At 45.7% G+C, this 17,423-nt stretch carries 15 protein-coding genes; 8 read left to right on the top strand and 7 right to left on the bottom strand.

Features of this window, described 5'->3' with window-relative positions; genetic code table 11:
- Window positions 1-12 precede the first annotated feature (12 nt).
- Window positions 13-1,347 carry a type II toxin-antitoxin system HipA family toxin YjjJ gene (yjjJ, locus tag MRK00_01775; protein MDR4516115.1) on the top strand — a complete coding sequence of 445 codons (1,335 nt, stop codon included), beginning with the start codon at window positions 13-15 and terminating at the stop codon, window positions 1,345-1,347.
- 84 nt (window positions 1,348-1,431) lie between these two features.
- On the opposite strand, the gene MRK00_01770 is transcribed toward yjjJ, so the two are convergent.
- On the bottom strand, window positions 1,432-2,172 hold the full coding sequence (locus tag MRK00_01770; protein MDR4516114.1) for an RNA methyltransferase: 741 nt from the start codon (window positions 2,170-2,172) through the stop codon (window positions 1,432-1,434).
- A gap of 636 nt (window positions 2,173-2,808) precedes the next feature.
- Window positions 2,809-2,988: a hypothetical protein gene (locus tag MRK00_01765; GenBank protein ID MDR4516113.1), complete on the bottom strand. Its 180-nt coding sequence runs from the start codon at window positions 2,986-2,988 to the stop codon at window positions 2,809-2,811.
- 543 nt (window positions 2,989-3,531) lie between these two features.
- Here MRK00_01765 and MRK00_01760 point away from each other — a divergent pair.
- The 4 genes from MRK00_01760 to MRK00_01745 all read left to right on the top strand — a co-directional run bounded on the left by MRK00_01760 (window position 3,532) and on the right by MRK00_01745 (window position 7,598).
- Window positions 3,532-5,040, top strand: coding sequence for an alginate export family protein (locus tag MRK00_01760; protein ID MDR4516112.1), 1,509 nt, complete (start codon window positions 3,532-3,534; stop codon window positions 5,038-5,040).
- 574 nt (window positions 5,041-5,614) lie between these two features.
- Complete coding sequence (locus MRK00_01755) at window positions 5,615-6,013, top strand: YkvA family protein (protein ID MDR4516111.1); 399 nt, start codon at window positions 5,615-5,617, stop codon at window positions 6,011-6,013.
- 38 nt (window positions 6,014-6,051) lie between these two features.
- Window positions 6,052-6,771 (top strand): sulfite exporter TauE/SafE family protein, encoded by a 720-nt coding sequence (locus tag MRK00_01750; protein MDR4516110.1) that lies wholly within the window; start codon window positions 6,052-6,054, stop codon window positions 6,769-6,771.
- A gap of 530 nt (window positions 6,772-7,301) precedes the next feature.
- Window positions 7,302-7,598 (top strand): IS66 family insertion sequence element accessory protein TnpB, encoded by a 297-nt coding sequence (locus MRK00_01745; GenBank protein MDR4516109.1) that lies wholly within the window; start codon window positions 7,302-7,304, stop codon window positions 7,596-7,598.
- A gap of 79 nt (window positions 7,599-7,677) precedes the next feature.
- On the opposite strand, the gene MRK00_01740 is transcribed toward MRK00_01745, so the two are convergent.
- From MRK00_01740 to MRK00_01720, 5 genes are all read right to left on the bottom strand, one after another.
- On the bottom strand, window positions 7,678-8,094 hold the full coding sequence (locus MRK00_01740; GenBank protein MDR4516108.1) for a hypothetical protein: 417 nt from the start codon (window positions 8,092-8,094) through the stop codon (window positions 7,678-7,680).
- Between the two features lie 51 nt (window positions 8,095-8,145).
- Window positions 8,146-8,892: an IS21-like element helper ATPase IstB gene (gene istB / locus MRK00_01735; GenBank protein ID MDR4516107.1), complete on the bottom strand. Its 747-nt coding sequence runs from the start codon at window positions 8,890-8,892 to the stop codon at window positions 8,146-8,148.
- On the bottom strand, window positions 8,882-9,778 hold the full coding sequence (locus tag MRK00_01730; protein MDR4516106.1) for a hypothetical protein: 897 nt from the start codon (window positions 9,776-9,778) through the stop codon (window positions 8,882-8,884). Before MRK00_01730 ends, istB begins: the two co-directional genes overlap by 11 nt.
- A 17-nt stretch (window positions 9,779-9,795) precedes the next feature.
- Window positions 9,796-10,377 (bottom strand): IS21 family transposase, encoded by a 582-nt coding sequence (gene istA / locus MRK00_01725; protein MDR4516105.1) that lies wholly within the window; start codon window positions 10,375-10,377, stop codon window positions 9,796-9,798.
- 108 nt (window positions 10,378-10,485) lie between these two features.
- Complete coding sequence (locus tag MRK00_01720) at window positions 10,486-11,022, bottom strand: hypothetical protein (GenBank protein ID MDR4516104.1); 537 nt, start codon at window positions 11,020-11,022, stop codon at window positions 10,486-10,488.
- Between the two features lie 182 nt (window positions 11,023-11,204).
- On the opposite strand from MRK00_01720, the gene MRK00_01715 reads away from it, so the two are divergent.
- The 3 genes from MRK00_01715 (at window position 11,205) to MRK00_01705 (ending at window position 17,419) form a co-directional block, all read left to right on the top strand.
- A complete protein-coding gene (locus MRK00_01715; protein ID MDR4516103.1) occupies window positions 11,205-12,071 on the top strand; it encodes a transposase in 867 nt (288 codons plus the stop codon).
- Between the two features lie 118 nt (window positions 12,072-12,189).
- The gene (locus MRK00_01710; GenBank protein ID MDR4516102.1) at window positions 12,190-13,506 is read left to right on the top strand and encodes an ABC transporter substrate-binding protein; all 1,317 of its coding nucleotides are present in this window, start codon (window positions 12,190-12,192) and stop codon (window positions 13,504-13,506) included.
- 490 nt (window positions 13,507-13,996) lie between these two features.
- Window positions 13,997-17,419, top strand: coding sequence for a hypothetical protein (locus MRK00_01705; protein ID MDR4516101.1), 3,423 nt, complete (start codon window positions 13,997-13,999; stop codon window positions 17,417-17,419).
- Window positions 17,420-17,423 lie beyond the last annotated feature (4 nt).

Genomic DNA, 17,423 nt, shown 5'->3' with positions numbered 1-17,423 from the left:
TAATTCATGCGCATGTCACAATACGCTGATGCTATTCGCATACAACTGTCTCGCGGGCCGTTATCTGCGCAACAACTCATTGTAAATATTGGTGTAAGTCAGCCGACTATTTCTCGCGCGCTGAACAGGCTTGGTGGTGAAATCGTTCGTATCGGAGCCGCACGATCTATTCAATACACTCTACGTGATAACACGCGCGGACTATCGGATATTCCGATTTATCGGGTTGATACAAAAGGCTTGCTCCGGCAACTGGGAATCCTGATTCCAGTTCGCCCGGAAGGGTTCGTCATGCGCCAGGAAGACGGTGTGGCCCTGCACAGCAACGGCCTGCCATGGTGGTTGTTTGACATGCGTCCCCAGGGATATCTCGGCCGGACGTACGCCGCTCGTCATGGCGCTGAACTTGGACTTCCGGTGCGGCTTAAAGATTGGAACGATACTCATGCTTTGCGGGCGCTGCTTGTGCACGGTCATGATGTGGTAGGGAATCTACTTTTAGGCGAAATCGCAAAAGACCGCTTTCTCGCTGCTCCCGTTCCTGATTCAATTCTGGAGGGTCAGAAGGCCGCGGAATATGTTCGATTGGCAGCCGTTCACGGTGAAATTCCCGGATCGTCAGCCGGGGGCGAGCAGCCAAAATTCACCGCCTATGTCATGACGCCAGATGGGCCACGGTACGTTATCGTAAAGTTCAGCGAACTGACGGATGAGTCTGTGAGCGAGCGCTGGCGGGATCTTCTGCTGGCCGAACATCTCGCGCTTGAGACGCTGCGAGAAGCCAACATTCCTGCTGCCAAAACACGGATAGTCGACCATGGCGGGCAGCGTTTCCTCGAGGTTGAACGTTTTGACCGCATTGGCAGCCTGGGTCGCTGTGCGCTGTACTCTCTGGCTGCGCTGGATGCCGAGTTCGCCGGAGCGGAAGGTGACTGGCCCGTCATGGCCAGACGTTTGGCGGTTGGCGGCCATATTAGCCAAGAAGCAGTGGACTGTGCAGATATCTTGTGGGCTTATGGTACGCTGATCGGCAACTCGGATATGCACAGCGGCAACCTGTCATTCGTCTCCGAACATGGTCGGCCATATTGCATTGCGCCAGCCTACGACATGACGCCAATGGCTTTTGCGCCCAACACTGGTGGTAGGCTACTTGAAACCATCCCCGAAGCGACTTTTCGCGTCAATGTGCCCAACGAAACCTGGCGTCGGGTTGAAGGCCTTGCGCGCGCGTTCCTCGCCCGGGTCATGGTGGCAACAGGGTTTAGCCGCCGCTTTGATCCGTGCATCGCCGCGCTGAAGCAGCACATCGAAACGACCAGCGCGAAGATCGAACGGCTGGGGTGAATCTGTAACATCATCACTAAACGGCCGTTTGATGTGTGTTTAAGGCCGCCTGGATAGTGTCAAAGACAATCTGATTGGCGTTGATTATTCGGGGGGTTTGGGCGGCAACTTCTTTTCCATTGCGGTCAGAATGCCACGAAGGATATTGATTTCTTCTTTTTCAAGCTGTGTGCGTGAAAATAATCGGCGTATGCGCTGCATCAGTTTTTTGGGTTGTTGTGGATTCAGAAAATCAATTTGAATCATTACTTTTTCGAGATGCTGGTGGAACAACGCGATTTCATCCAGTGTGGCTGGCGTGTCCTGAGGTTTTTTACACGGTTCCACGTCCGGCAGCGCCATGCGCAGCTCATAAGCCATCACTTGCACTGCGCTGGCGAGATTAAGCGATGCATAATCGGGATTGGTCGGGATGAAGATTTTTAATGGGCATTGACTGACTTCGGCTGCCGTCAGCCCTGATGTTTCGGCGCCAAAAACCAGCGCTACCGGGTGGTGCTGCGCTTGTTCCAGCAAAACCCTGGCGCCTGCCCGGGCGTCAAATTTTTCATGCGGAAGTTCACGTGACCGGGATGTCAGTGCGGCAGCGAGTACCGTATCCTGCAACGCAATATCAAGACTGCTGCATACTTGTGCCTGACTGAGCAGATCCCGGGCGCTGACTGCGCGAATGTCGGCTTCCTTGTCTGGAAAGGACAGGGGATTTACCAGATATAACGATTTCAGCCCCATGGTTTTCATCGCACGAGCAGTTGCGCCAATATTGCCTGCATGGCTGGTATGACTGAGTACGATGCGGATGTTGTCTAACGGGGATTTGGACATTTTTCTGAAACGGTAGCCTGATAGTTTCGATTCTTGCGAACAATAGCGCCGATTGTTGTTGGATGCAATTGATAAAATTCCCCGATTTCCCGCTGGCTGTATGCGCCTGTTTTGTACGCCGCAATAATTGCTGTGTTGCGGTAACTGGCAATGGCAATCAATCTTTGGATTAAGGTGAATTTCCAAGAGAACATCTTTGACTAACGACAGGTGGTCTTTTAACTGAAATAGCTCCAGACCTTTACACGCATCAATACGATCATTCTTGGCTGCAGCCGGAAATATTTCTTTAAAGTGTGCCGGCTTCAAATTGTTAATGTTATACAGCTGACCCCGGGCCCCGTGAGCCTCATTCCCGTCCAATGTCTATATATACTGACTGCTTGAGATGTGACTTGTCATCCTGAAAAATACAATGGTAGGCCCTGACTTGCGTTTTGACTCTGACTTGCGTTTTGACTCTGACTTGAGTGCCTGTGCGGTGGATTGTCGAGCGAACCTTTGCCGGCTCGGGATTCAGACGTTTGTCCAAAGATTATAAAATACCTACCAATTCCGCTGAAAATATGGTACATATCGCCATTCTGGTGTCCAACTTTCCAGGGCTACTTCTCCCGGCGTCTTTCAAAGCATTATTCATTCTTTTGAAGCATCTTCATGTTTATTCGTTTCTTCGGGTACATTTTTCTCTCTGACCAGAAAATATGTAACCGAAACCGTAATAAATGAGGTCACTGCGGCGAGCGGGCTGGTGATAAAGCCTAACAAGATGCACATCACCAAAAGCCAGATTAATACTTCCAATGTTTTGTTCATTGCTTACATCCTTATATTCTGTGGTTTTTATGCGTCCTAAGAATTCGTTATTTTCTCTGCCAAAAGACGAATGAATCAAATCTTGATACTGTAACATTAAAATAATCGAGAATTTTATAAAACCGCATAAAAAACTTTTTTTCTAATTTCACAAAGAATTCACATTTTAATCACAAAATCTTTATGTCACTTGAAATAAAATCTTTCCAAACGATAATTGGTAAAATTTTATTGGGGAGGATTTCTTACTTTTTTGTGGATACTAGATCAATCTATATAAACATTGGCGGCATATAAAATCATAGTCGTCTATTCAGTGTTTATATATATTCATAATGTAGTTGCCACACATCTTTTTTCAACTTTTCTTAATCATTAAGATGCCCGTAACGGACATCATTTTTTACAGTAAAGCACTCAAGCTTCAGCTGAATAATTCTTTTACCTCAGAAGTTAGTCAGTTTTTTTTAAAGCTTGAGTTATCAAAATATTAATTATTCTAATTCTTATTTTCACTCTTATTAACTATTAGAAGGAATCACCATGACATTGTTACTAAGAAATTTGCAAACGACTTGTTTGTTTCTTTTTTTGATAAGTGTAAGTATTTTATGGGCGAACAGCGTAACTGCAGAAGTGAGTAATGCAACAAAATTTAAAAAATCAGCGGTAAGCGCAAATAAAGAAGTCTTAATGGCCCAGAAAAGCGCCGGTAAAGCTGAGAATAAAGATTTCGTAATTGGCGATACCGGGCACTTCCTAGGTGACTTCGATAACTTAACCCGGCTAATGGAAAATCACGAAACGCCACTAACTGCCTATACACCTGATTGGTTAGAATTGGCCGTAGAGCACCGTACACGTTTTGAAGGATATGATCATGGTTTTACTAGGGCAATTTCTAACGGCGATGATAACCAGCAGGTTCATCAACGAACACGGTTTTTGCTAGGTATTAACCGGAAAGAACCACTAGGATTCACGTTTGAGCTGACCGATATACGTGCGCCGCTGGCGCATTACGGACAGGCGAGTTCGCCAGTTTTTGCAAACCATTTCGATTTCACTCAGCTTCATGTCAATATGCGAACTGACAATTTTTTCAGGACAGGCTTGCCTGGAAAACTTGAAGTGGGCCGTATGGTGATGGACTTCGGGGAAGGTCGCCTGATTGCAGGGCACCGTTTTGGTACCTTAACACCGACATTTGATGGTGTTCAATTAACTGTTGGTGAAGGTGACAAAGGCTGGGGGCTGAGGATGTTTGGTACGTCACCCGTCAACCGAAAAGCAAACGAACTGGATGATTTTTCACCGGTAACCTACTTTTCTGGTGCACAGATTACCAATCGCAATTACCCATGGGCGAATTTTGATGTGTACTGGTTTCAGTTAAATGAGGGACACAAAGCCAGACAACGCGATATTTCGACTCCGGGTTTCAGGCTTTTTGCTCAGCCAACAATGAATCGTATCGACTATGAAATTGAATCGACATATCAATTTGGCAGTGTTCAAAATAAACATTTTTTTGCTCATCGGCATCACGGGGAGATAGGTTATAGTTTCGAAGTAGCAAAAATGCCTGCCAGGATCCTTTACCTCATCGACTATGTGTCAGGGGACCCCGATCCGAACAAACAGTTTGACTTCCTGTTTGCAAAACGCCGTGTTGAGTATGGGCCTACCGGTATTCTGGGCGTGTTTTTCCCGTCAAACATTTTCTCACCTGCGGGTTTCCGTGCCACACTCCAGCCCACGCCTACAGTCAGGCTGATGATGTCTCACCGCGCATTCTGGCTTGCGGATAAACGAGGCGTATTTGTCGGTTCCGGATTACAGGACGTAACGGGTAATTCAGGAAGCTTCCTGGGCAATCTGTTCGACATCAATTTAAGATGGGATCCGAAATTCAGCTACCTGAAACGTATGTCTTTTGACTTCGGGTACACGCATTTGTTTAAAGGCGATTACTTCGATAAAGTACAAAATGGCGTAGCAGGTGGCAGCGATACCAATTACGGGTACACACAAGTTACTTTTAAGTTTTAACGTACAAGCAACTAACTGGCTGTTTCCGAAAACAATTGCAGTCCCTTGCCAAAAAATGGCGAGGGATTGCCAGGTAACAGCATAGATCATCTAAACTATCTGCAATAACATAATTTTAAGAGAGTGTAGATCGCTGCCAGAGCATCGTGCATAAATTCAAAGTCTTTATTAATTGTCTCCAAATCAGCACCCTTCCGAATGCAATTTCACTCGTTTCTCCCCAAGTGATCCCGGTAAATCCAGGTCGCGAAAATCAGTTCACAGAGGAACAAACTGTCACAGTTGGACAACTATGCCATCGTCATGGTGACAAGTTATGACGATCGGGTTGCGGAATGAAAAGCCCGTCCTGTATGATGACAAATCAATAATCAGAGACTCAAATTCATGTTTCCGAACAAATCTCAGAATTTGGGAAAGGATTGTATTACAATGTGTTCCAGCCTTATTTTTCAATCCTATTCAACAAGTTATTGGCAATCCTATGGTAACAATTCTGGTTAAATCAGGCCTCTTTGCTGGCCAGTCAATGGAGCAGCTGTAGAGAATATTAGGTGAATTCATTTAATACGCCATGCATTTATCCAAAAAAGTCAAACACCGGTTAAATCAACTCAAAAATGATACTTACGCGCTATATCTGGCTGCACAAGATCCTCGAACGCCCTGGTACGTCAAAATCATGATTGCCGCTATTGTTGGATATGCATTAAGCCCCGTTGATTTGATCCCTGACTTTATACCTTTCTTCGGTTATCTGGATGACTTGATCGTATTGCCGATTGGCATTGCATTTGCGATCAGGCTTATACCGCATCAAGTAATGGCGGATTGCAGGGCACGTGCACTTGCACTTGAGGTCGAGAATAGTCAATTACCAGTCAGCTGGACAGCCGGAATCGTGGTTATTCTGCTCTGGGTTTTTATAATGGTTATTTTTAGTGCGTGGCTCTATACCTTGTTCGCTGAATGAAGAATGCTTTCAATCTGATATAACTCATACCCGATCATGTGACTGATTTTTATTTTCTCTTTTTTGCAGCGTATTTTGCTGCCATAGTTTCAGGTCTTGCCGGTTTTGGTGGCGCATTGCTGCTGCTGCCGGTACTGATCGAAACTGTGGGCATCAACCATGCGGTGCCATTGCTCAGCATTATTCAATTGACCGGGAATTTTGCAAGAATCGGTTTCAATTTTGATGTGATTCAATGGAAACCGGTTGGATTTTTTCTGTTAGGCGCAATTCCTTCAAGCATATTAGGTGCGCTGTCATTTATAGCGTTGTCTCATGATTGGGCTATTCGTTGTATCGGCTTTGCGATTCTGTTTTTTGTATTGTTCAAGTTCCAGAGTGTTGTTGATATAAAGACAGGGCCATTTGTAATGGTCGCTGGTGGCATGATAACAGGGTTTTTATCCGGTATCGTTGGTAGCGCCGGACCGCTTGGAGCGGCTGTGTTTTTGTCCCTCGGATTGCCGCCGGCAGCGTATATTGCCAGTGAGAGTTTATCTGCTTTGGTGATACATAGCGTTAAATTGATAACCTATCATCATTATATTATGCTTGACTCAAGCATATGGGTGCTTGCTGTTTTGATGGGACTGGCTGTGATCTTGGGAACATGGACTGCAAAAAGAGTGATAGATCACATTCCTCGAAAATTGTTTGAACGAGGCGTTGCCTTATTGTTGCTATTGTTGTCAGTGTCAATGATTTTTCAGCCCTGGTAACATGACTACTGCATTAACTGACTGAATATCACCACAAAGGATCACCTGTCCGCCATATCTAAAAATCAAGTGCCCCATCATATCCGAATCAACCAGAATTAAATGGATAACAAAAGATGGAATTATCAAGCAAATGCCGCCTCGCCTGCGTCCCGTCGTTGCGTCCGGGTGCTCTGAGCCTTAATTTCTTAGACTTTCTACCATCAGAACGGAGTCACTATTAGCCGTCCTGAGTCAAATCTTTCATTGCAATACCCGCCATATGCGCACACACAAAAACGCGCAGAACGACACTCATATTTCATAGGCAAGATCTCATTGAGAATCAATTCACTATCAATAGTCGTCAATAGTCAATAGCAAAATCTTTGCCATCAAAATTCATTCCTGGATGACGAAAACTTATCCGGGCTACCCGCTTGCTTGCGACTTGCTGTTTGACCCCGGCTTGCTGTGTAAGCGTTTAGTCCCACCATCTGGAAAGCAAATTTCATAATGGTTAACTTCAAATATTTTATGGAGGATAACCAATGACAACCCAAGAGCAACAGATACGTTATATCAAAGCATGGCAGGCGAGCGGTTTGTCGCAAGTGGCTTATTGCCGTGATCATGGATTGAACAGTAAGACATTTGGGAATTGGCTGTGGGCTTATCGTGTTGGGGCAGAACACAATCAATCGGCTACGCTGATACCGGTGAAGATCACGTCAACTGCACCGGTTTCAGATTATCTGAAACTGCGTTGTTCAGGCGGTCATACACTCGAACTGCCGTCAGATGTATCACCACAATGGCTCGGTGAATTGTTGAGATGTCTGGATTGATTGCGCATTCTGGACAAATCTGCACAACAGGGTCAAGTCTTGCATTACCACAATTAACGCTATAACCTGAGAACAATGGTCATTTTTTTAACTGCTTTAATACGCGGTCGATCAGCAACTTGCCAATCATCCAGAATCTGTACAGCCCAGGCTTAGGGTCTTTCCACGACCAATAGGCGTAACTTCGGCATATTGGTAAGGACCTAATCCATTCTAATTTACCTATTTCTCGTGAGGCCAATTTATCTTGAAAAGACCACAGATCAAGCAGTAAATCCACCCAGTATTTACGTTCTAATTGGGGCCTGGTTTCAATACCGCTTAGGTCATCAGCAATTAAATTTTGATAGGCCAGATGAGGTAAGTTGAGTCCACAAGACTGTAGGTGACTTATTGAGGTAAAAGGTCTGGCATTGAAATCGATGAGATAAAAAATACCTGTATTTTTATCTTCTAGCCATTCTATGCCGAATATACCATGGTTGTCAATCGGCATTGAAAATTTTCCAGTCATCGGCGTCGAAAAGTTTCCACCTTGTTTAGTTGGTTAATTGGTTTTTATACATTGTTTTCGATGTTTGAAACGGTAAGAATCATTGCCGGTTTCCAGGATGTCGCAATGATGTGTAATACGGTCTAACAATGCAGTGGTCATTTTGGCATCGCCAAAAACCTGCACCCATTCACTGAATTTCAGGTTGGTCGTTATAATGAGTGAAGTGCGCTCATACAGCTGGCTGATCAAGTGAAACAGGAGTGCGCCACCTGATTCCGGGAAAGGCAGATAGCCCAGTTCATCAAGGATGACTGCGTCAATCTGAATGAGCCTTCTGGCCAGGTGTCCGGTTTTATTCAGTTGTTTTTCCTGCTCCAGCAGGTTAACCAAGTCCACAGCGTTGAAGAATCGAATGCGTTTGCCATGATGAATAGCGGCAACGCCCAGTGCTGTGGCCAAATGGGTTTTGCCGGTACCGGTGCCACCGACCAGGATGAGGTTATGTGCATCATCCATAAAAGCAGCCGTTGAGAGCTGTTCTATCTGTTGGCGTGAGAGTGGCGTTTCATTCCAGTCGAATTTCACCAGGTCGCGGTGGATTGGAAACTTTGCAGCCTTCATCTGGTATTTCAGGCTGCGTAGCTGGCGTTCGGCTATTTCGGCATTGATCAGTTGGCTTAATACGGTTTCCGGCGATATTTGCTTGCGTTGCGGCATTTCAGCGCTTAACTCAGACCAGGCGTCGCTCATGCCATACAGATGCAATGCTTTGAGTTGGGTAAGCAAGTCAGTGGACATGGCGGCTTCCAAGCAAATGATCGTAACGCTGGAAATCGGCCAGCGGTTCAGTGGTTAGTTGTAAGGTATCGCCGGTATTCAATGTCTTGGAACGAACTGGTTCAATCAAACGCCGTATAGCATTCTGCAACACACTGGCATTGACAACACCGGATTCCAACGCCAGTTCACAGGCTGTCTCAAGTGCATCAAGACCGGCTTCGCGGGTCAATAACAACAGATCAACAAAAGCGCGTTCATTTTTATCTTGCTTCTGAAGTTTCTCACGTACGTGACGGATCGATTCCGGTAGTTCCCAGTTCTGGAATGGCGCGCCGTGACGGATAGCACCGGGTTTCTTCTCCAGCACGGGCAAATAATGCCATGGATTACAGATCAGCTGATCGCGCAGGAAATTGCGTTGATGCGTCGCAATCGCTTTTCCCTCCGCCACAATATCAAGATGACCGGCAAATACTCTGACCGAAACCACCTTCCCGGACCATTGGGCCGGTACACTGTACTGATTCCGGTCAACACGCACCAGGCAGGTTCTGGAGACTTTCATCAGGTGCTCAACATAACCGGCAAATGGTGTTGTGATTTGCCGCAATAACGGTTGTTCCTGCTGAAAACATTCCGCAATGGTTTGTGCAAAATCAGGATGCTTCCTGTTTGACAGCTCATGACAACGCTGCGCCAGCCAGCGGTTTAAGTCATCCAGCGTTGCAAACTTTATGCGCGGCGTGAACAGCCATTCTCTGACATTACCCACCTGATTCTCTATCTGACCTTTCTCCCAGCCGGCCGCCGGCGTGCAGGCAACCGGTTCAAACAAATAGTGATTCGCCAATGCCATAAACCGCCGATTAAACTTTCTCTCTTTGCCCATCAAAACCGCATCCACAATTGTCTTGGGATTGTCTAAACCATCTGCAGCGGCACGCCACCAAAGAACGCAAATGCACGATTATGCGCATCCATCAGCATCTCCTGCGCTTCCCTGAAATAAGCGACGACAAACATCTTGCGGCTGTAACACAAACGAAAATGCGCCACCTTGACGACTTGTTCCCGCCCACCCAGATCAACAACTTCCTGACTCCAGTCAAATTGACAGACTTCACCGGGTTTAAACGCTAAAGGAACAAACGTTTGCCTGGGTGCCGGGGTATCCTTGTTCTCTGCTTTCCACTGCTTTACAAAACGCCGAACGCTGTCATAAGCGCCTGTATAACCTTCAATTATCAAACCTTCATATAATCGCATTGCTGTTCGACGCTGCTTTTGCGGTAGCAATGCCTCTGTTTCCAGCCAACTGGTCAATAACGCTTTAAATTCTCCTAGCTTCGGCGCACATTGCGTTTGACGCCGATATTCCGGTTCAGCCTCCGTCTTTAAATGTTTCCTGACTGTAGGACGGGACAGCCCCAATGAACGGGCAATTGAACTGATTTTTTCTTTACTGACAAAATGTCGCCTTCTGATTTCGGCAATTATATCCATCTCTATCACTCCAAAGTTCTCCAGCAAAATGCCGGTAATTTATCATCTCAGAGTGGAAACTTTTCAACGCCGATTTTCCGAAAATTCTGGTAAGTTTTACATGCCGATTTACACTAAGATCAAGTTTTTCTGATTTAGGCTGCTATGTTTATTGCCCTCATAGAAGGGCTTTAAAAAATAAGGTGCATTATTTTCTGGCACCCACACAGATAATTGCTCTTTGTCTGGCTCGCTTATCGACGGGATAATTGGAACGTCGGCTTCTTTGGCAACTGCATAAAGTTGATTTTTATTTATAATCTGCAATAACGCATCGTGACTATTATTCCAAAATATGTAGTGTGGACGTAATAATTGACGGTTTTCAGCGAGCAAAAGCGCATGCTCATCACTCGTTGGGAATAATATCAGTTGTGAAGTTTGTTGTTTGCCATAGTCAATCAACCAATCTAACAAATCATTACTGGCTCGAATATGACAAAGGTCAATTAATTCACAGCATGATGAATATCTAACTGGCTCTTCTTTTTTAAAAATCGCTGCAATAACCTTTACGCCGCCCGCAGCAAGGCCGCGGATTGTCGCCAGTCCGGTTCCAGTTTTACTCAACACAAGCGCTTTGGGGATATTGTTTTGCTTTTTCATGCGTTTCGATATCCTATATTGCTCCGCCAACTTACCAATTGCTTAAAATTCGTTATATTGTCGCGCACAATGCAATGGCGAGAGTAGAAGGGGTTACGTAGAAGAACTGTAGAAGGGGTCAAGTCTTGCATTCTTGCAATTAATGCTATAATCTGTATTTCTTTCAAACCTTGAAATGAACCATGTCAAGACCATTAAGAATTGAATTAGCCGGTGGTGTGTATCATGTGACTTCGCGAGGGGATCGCCGGGAGGAGATTTATCTGGATGACGCTGACCGGATCAATTGGCTGACATTGTTTGGTCATGTCTGTAAACGGTTTAACTGGGTTTGTCATGCGTATTGTTTGATGGACAACCACTATCATATAGTTGTTGAAACGGTTGAGGGGAATTTGTCCAAGGGGATGCGGCAGCTCAATGGTGTTTATACGCAGAACTTTAATCGTGCGCACAATCGTGTTGGACATGTTTTTCAAGGGCGTTATAAAGCCATTTTGGTGGAGAAGGACAATTACTTGCTTGAACTGTCGCGCTATGTTGTATTGAATCCTGTGCGGGCGGGACTGGTAAAAAATGTTGAACAGTGGCCCTGGAGCAGTTATGTAGCCATGATCGCGAAAAACAGTAGTCCTGAGTGGTTGCAGACGGACTGGATACTGGGGCAGTTTGGCAAGCAACGCAAGCGGGCAATTGCAGCGTATATCGATTTTGTGCGTTCGGGTGTGGGGTTGCCGAGTATTTGGGCAGATTTGTGTGGGCAGATTTATCTTGGCAAAGAAGAATTTGTCAAAAAAATGCAGCAACATGCGCAATCCGATCAAAACATCAGTGAAGTTCCCCGTGCACAGAGAAGGGCGCTGGCCAGGCCGCTTTCATATTATTCATCGTTTAGTGACAGGAATGAGGGGATTACAGCCGCATATCAAACAGGTGATTACACAATGAAGGCTATAGCGGATGAATTTGGCGTGCATTATGCAACTGTCAGCCGGGTTGTTAAAAAAGCGGAATATTTGCATGCTTCACTTGACGAACAGGAATCGTAAAGCGCATCATAAAATTCAATTAAAAGTCCAAGACTATTCTAATCGCTTGCCGGTCTGACAATATCAGAAATACGGTTATGTTTTCAACAGAGATCAACCAATGAAAGATAAATTCTGAATGAAAAAACCTGCCTCCGATATCAGGCTTTTTACAAACTTGCTATGCCGTTTGGTGCTCGAACCATTACGCAAGTTTGTGTTAATACCCATTATTGCGGCGGTGATCAGTATCGTTCTTATAGGCCGGGTCACTGACTGGTGGACCGGTGCTAACAGTTATTATATTTATCTGGTGGGTGATTACAAAAATGAACAGGCAATTGCTGATGTATTTGAAGGGTTTCGGAAATCATCATGTAAAAATGATGATTCTCAAACCATTATCAAAGTTATAAACACCATACCTGTTAAATCCAGGTGCATTGATGATCAAGGCGATCCTGACAAAGCGCGCCAAATTTCGTCTGATCTAGCAACGCGCAACGATACACTTATGGTAATCGGTCATGTTAAAAGCACACAAACAAAAGCGGCATTATCAAGTTATCTTATCGATGCAAACCCTCCGATTCCGGTAATCCTGACCATGGAAACCAACCCGCAATTGATTCCCAACAATTACATCGATAGTGAATTTTCTGATGATTATCCTCCGGTTTTTCGTCTGTGGCCGACAGACGATGAGCAGGCAGCCAAAGCAGGGCAATTTGCAATTGACAATAATCATTCTGTATTGTGGGTTGTGGAGGATGAACATAATCCGGTTTATTCCAAGTATCTGGCATCCCGGTTTGTTCAATGGGTCCAGGAAAATAATGGCAAAGTAGTATTATGGTCGACTAACATGTCGGTGCCGCCTGCAGAAACACTCAGAAAGCTTGAGATTGATTTTGTTTTCTTTGCCGGAGACTGGTCAAATGCATTGATACTGATCAATCAGATCAAACATATATTTCCACATCATCAAAGGCCAACTTTATTTCTGAGCGATGCTTCAGTCAATCAGCAACTTATCACTTATGGCAAGAATGATCTGGACGGATTGAATATTTATCTGACTTTTCCACTCCCTTCAACTGAGTATTTTGAGAATGGCTTCAAGGTAATCGGAGAAGATGCCAGATCGATTGTTAACACGTTAATTGATGAAACAAACGAGCATTTCATTGCCGACCGTCGTGAGAATGCCGCACTTAAATACTGGGCTTTGCATCTCCTGAACAGACACGAGGTTGAAGATGCGCGCATTGTACTCAAATCAAGAATGGAAAATGCTGTACGTGACGATAAGATATTCGACTTTAAGAATGCTGTAGACAAGTACCAGTTCGCAAGTGATAATGGCAAAAATCTTCTGGCGCAATGGCATATCTGGAGTGTGGAAAAAACACAGAAAGAGGGTGGAGTGCATTATCAGTTCATCGATTTCAAATAAGGGTACCTCTAAAAATTCAGAGTTTTAAACAAGACGAGGCGAGAACAAAAAATATTGACGCAGCATATGATTGATATGTAAGGAGATATTTTTTGTGAACAACAAAGTATTGTGACAAAATATGGATTTTTAGAGATGCCCATAAGTATATCGCCCAATCAACCCAGAAAACTCAATCCGAATTCAAAAGTAAACCGATCTCGCGCAGTTTTTTATGTCGGTTGTAATAACTGGATAAGCCCATAATATCATTCATCTTTTTAAGATGAAATAATAGGATTACATTTCACGGGTAATGTAAAAGTTCGGGGTTTATCCTATGGTCCTTCAAACCATCCCTGATCTGATCTCGCATATTTATCGTGATTAATATACGGATTTATTGCGAATATTTGTATTCCGCACAGTACACGTTCAGAAATAGCAGAGAAATCTAAAGATTTAACTTTTACGATCGTATAACTCCTAACGAAAATTACAGGAGATGAACATGGAAAGTTGGATCGAGACAAGCAGCGGCATGACACCAATCCTGGACGCCGATGGTATAACCGTAATCGGTTACGAAACAACCGACGAATGGGGTACAACCACTTTCTATGATCTGCAAGGTGCGATGACAGGTTATCAAACTGTTTCGAGTTACAGCGACGGTTTGGGTTATACCTCGACGGATACCTTTACTTACGATGCAAGCGGGAACCTGGCAGGCTCGTCACATAGCGACAGCAATGGCTTCAGTTCAAGTAACAGCACAGCCACCCTGAAGGATGAGTTCGGCAACATTACAGGCTATGTCGACAGCGGTAGCTGGTCAGACGGCATCATGTCGGAAAGCTGGGAATACAACTACGACAGCAACTGGATGTTCCAGGGCGGCACGCGTTCCGATGGCACCACCACCTGGACTTACGATAACAACTGGAACATCATTAGCCAGAGTATGGATGTCAGCGGCATGACACCAACCCTGGGTGCCGATGGTGCAACCGTCATCGGTTACGAGACAACCGACGAATGGGGTATCACCACTTTCTATGATCTGCAAGGTGCGATGACAGGTTATCAAACTGTTTCGAATTACAGCGACGGTTTGGGTTATACCTCGACGGATACCTTCACTTACGATGCAAACGGGAACCTGACAGGCTCGTCACATAGCGACAGCAATGGCTTCAGTTCAAGTAACAGCACAGTTACCCTGAAGGATGAGTTCGGTAACATTACAGGCTATGTCGACAGCGGTAGCTGGTCAGACGGCATCATGTCGGAAAGCTGGGAATACAACTACGACAGCAACTGGATGTTCCAGGGCGGCACACGCTCCGATGGCACCACCACCTGGACTTACGATAACAACTGGAACATCATTAGCCAGAGTATGGATGCCAGCGGCATGACGCCAATCCTGGGTGCCGATGGGGTAACCGTCATCGGTTACGAAACAACCGACGAATTCGGTACCACCACTTTCTATGATCTGCAAGGTGCGATGACAGGTTATCAAACTGTTTCGAGTTACAGCGACGGTTTGGGTTATACCTCGACGGATACCTTCACTTACGATGCAAACGGGAACCTGACAGGATCGTCACATAGCGACAGCAATGGCTTCAGTTCAAGTAACAGCACAGTCACCCTGAAGGATGACTTCGGCAACATTACAGGCTATGTCGACAGCGGTAGCTGGTCAGACGGCATCATGTCGGAAAGCTGGGAATACAACTACGACAGCAACTGGATGTTCCAGGGCGGCACACGCTCCGATGGCGCCACCACCTGGACTTACGACAACAACTGGAACATCATTGGCCAGAGTATGGATGTCAGCGGCATGACGCCAACCCTGGACACCGATGGTATTACCGTCATTGGTTACGAATCAACCGACGAATGGGGCACAACCACTTTTTATGACCTGATGGGCGCAATGACCGGATACCAGACTGTCTCAAGTTACGATAATGGATATGGCTCTATTTCAACGGACATCTTCACTTACGATGCAAACGGAAACCAGATAAATTCATTCCATAGCTATAGTGACGGCTCAGGTTATGCCTCAACCAGTACACAAACCACCCTAAGGGATGGCTTCGGTAACATCAGGGGCTATGTCGATAACGGTAGCTGGTCAGATGGCATCATGTCGGAAAGCTGGGAATACAACTACGACAGCAACTGGATGTTCCAGGGCGGCACACGTTCTGATGGCGCCACCACCTGGACTTACGATAACAACTGGAACATCGTTAGCCAGAGTATGGATGTCAGCGGCATGACGCCAACTCTGGGCGCCGATGGCGTAACCGTTATTGGTTACGAAACAAGCGACGAATTCGGTACAACCACTTTCTATGACCTGATGGGCGCAATGACCGGATATCAGACTGTCTCGAGTTACGACAATGGTTATGGCTCTATTTCAATGGATACCTTCACTTACGATGCAAACGGGAACTTGCTAAGCTCAACCTATAGCTATAGTGACGGCTCAGGTTACACCTCAACCAGTACGCAAATCACGTTAAGGGATGAGTTCGGCAACATCACGGGCTATGTCGACAGCGGTAGCTGGTCGGACGGCGTCATCTCGGAAAGCTGGGAATACAACTACGACAGCAACTGGATGTTCCAGGGCGGCACACGCTCCGATGGCGCTACCACCTGGACTTACGACAGCAACTGGAACATCATTAGCCAGAGTATGGATGCCAGCGGCATGACGCCAACCCTGGGTGCCGATGGCGTGACCGTCATCGGTTACGAAACAACCGACGAATTCGGTACAACCACTTTCTATGATCTGCAAGGTGCGATGACAGGTTATCAAACTGTTTCGAGTTACAGCGACGGTTTGGGTTATACCTCGACGGATACCTTCACTTACGATGCAAACGGGAACCTGACAGGATCGTCACATAGCGACAGCAATGGCTTCAGTTCAAGTAACAGCACAGTCACCCTGAAGGATGAGTTCGGCAACATCACGGGCTATGTCGACAGCGGTAGCTGGTCAGACGGCATCATATCGGAAAGCTGGGAATACAACTACGACAGCAACTGGATGTTCCAGGGCGGCACACGCTCCGATGGCGCGACCACCTGGACTTACGACAGCAACTGGAACATCATTGGCCAGAGTATGGATGTCAGCGGCATGACGCCAATCCTGGACACCGATGGTATTACTGTCATTGGTTACGAAACAACCGACGAATTTGGTACAACCACTTTCTATGACTTGCTGGGCGCAATGACCGGATACCAGACTGTCTCGAGTTTCGACAATGGTTATGGCTCTATTTCAACGGATACATTCACTTACGACGCAAACGGGAACCAGATAAGTTCATTCCATAGCTATAGTGACGGCTCAGGTTACACCTCAACCAGTACGCAAATCACGTTAAGGGATGAGTTCGGCAACATCACGGGCTATGTCGACAGCGGTAGCTGGTCAGACGGCATCATGTCGGAAAGCTGGGAATACAATTACGACAGCAACTGGATGTTCCAGGGCGGCACACGTTCTGATGGCGCCACCACCTGGGCTTACGATAGCAACTGGAATGTTATTGGCAGTTCTATTTCTGACACCATCGCACCGAGTAACTTGGGTAATGGTATTTTGCTCCAGAATGATGGCGGATTTAATGGAACAGCCGATGTCGGCGACACGCTGGTATTTGACTTTAGCGAGGCAATTGGTAATAAGAACACTATCGAATCTTTTTTTAGCAGCAATAGTACATTTGGTAATGGCGTTATATTGGATTGGTTACCTACTGATTCGACATTAAACGTTACTTTGGGTATGGATGAAACTTATAATGCAGGTACCGAGATCGTGATTACTGGCGTTGAGGATATTGCCGGTAATAGTGCAGATATTACTTTCTCGTTTATATAATTAA

It is taken from the genome of Nitrosomonas sp., from assembly GCA_031316255.1.
GTDB lineage: Bacteria > Pseudomonadota > Gammaproteobacteria > Burkholderiales > Nitrosomonadaceae > Nitrosomonas.
This window is presented reverse-complemented; position numbering and strand designations above follow the sequence as displayed.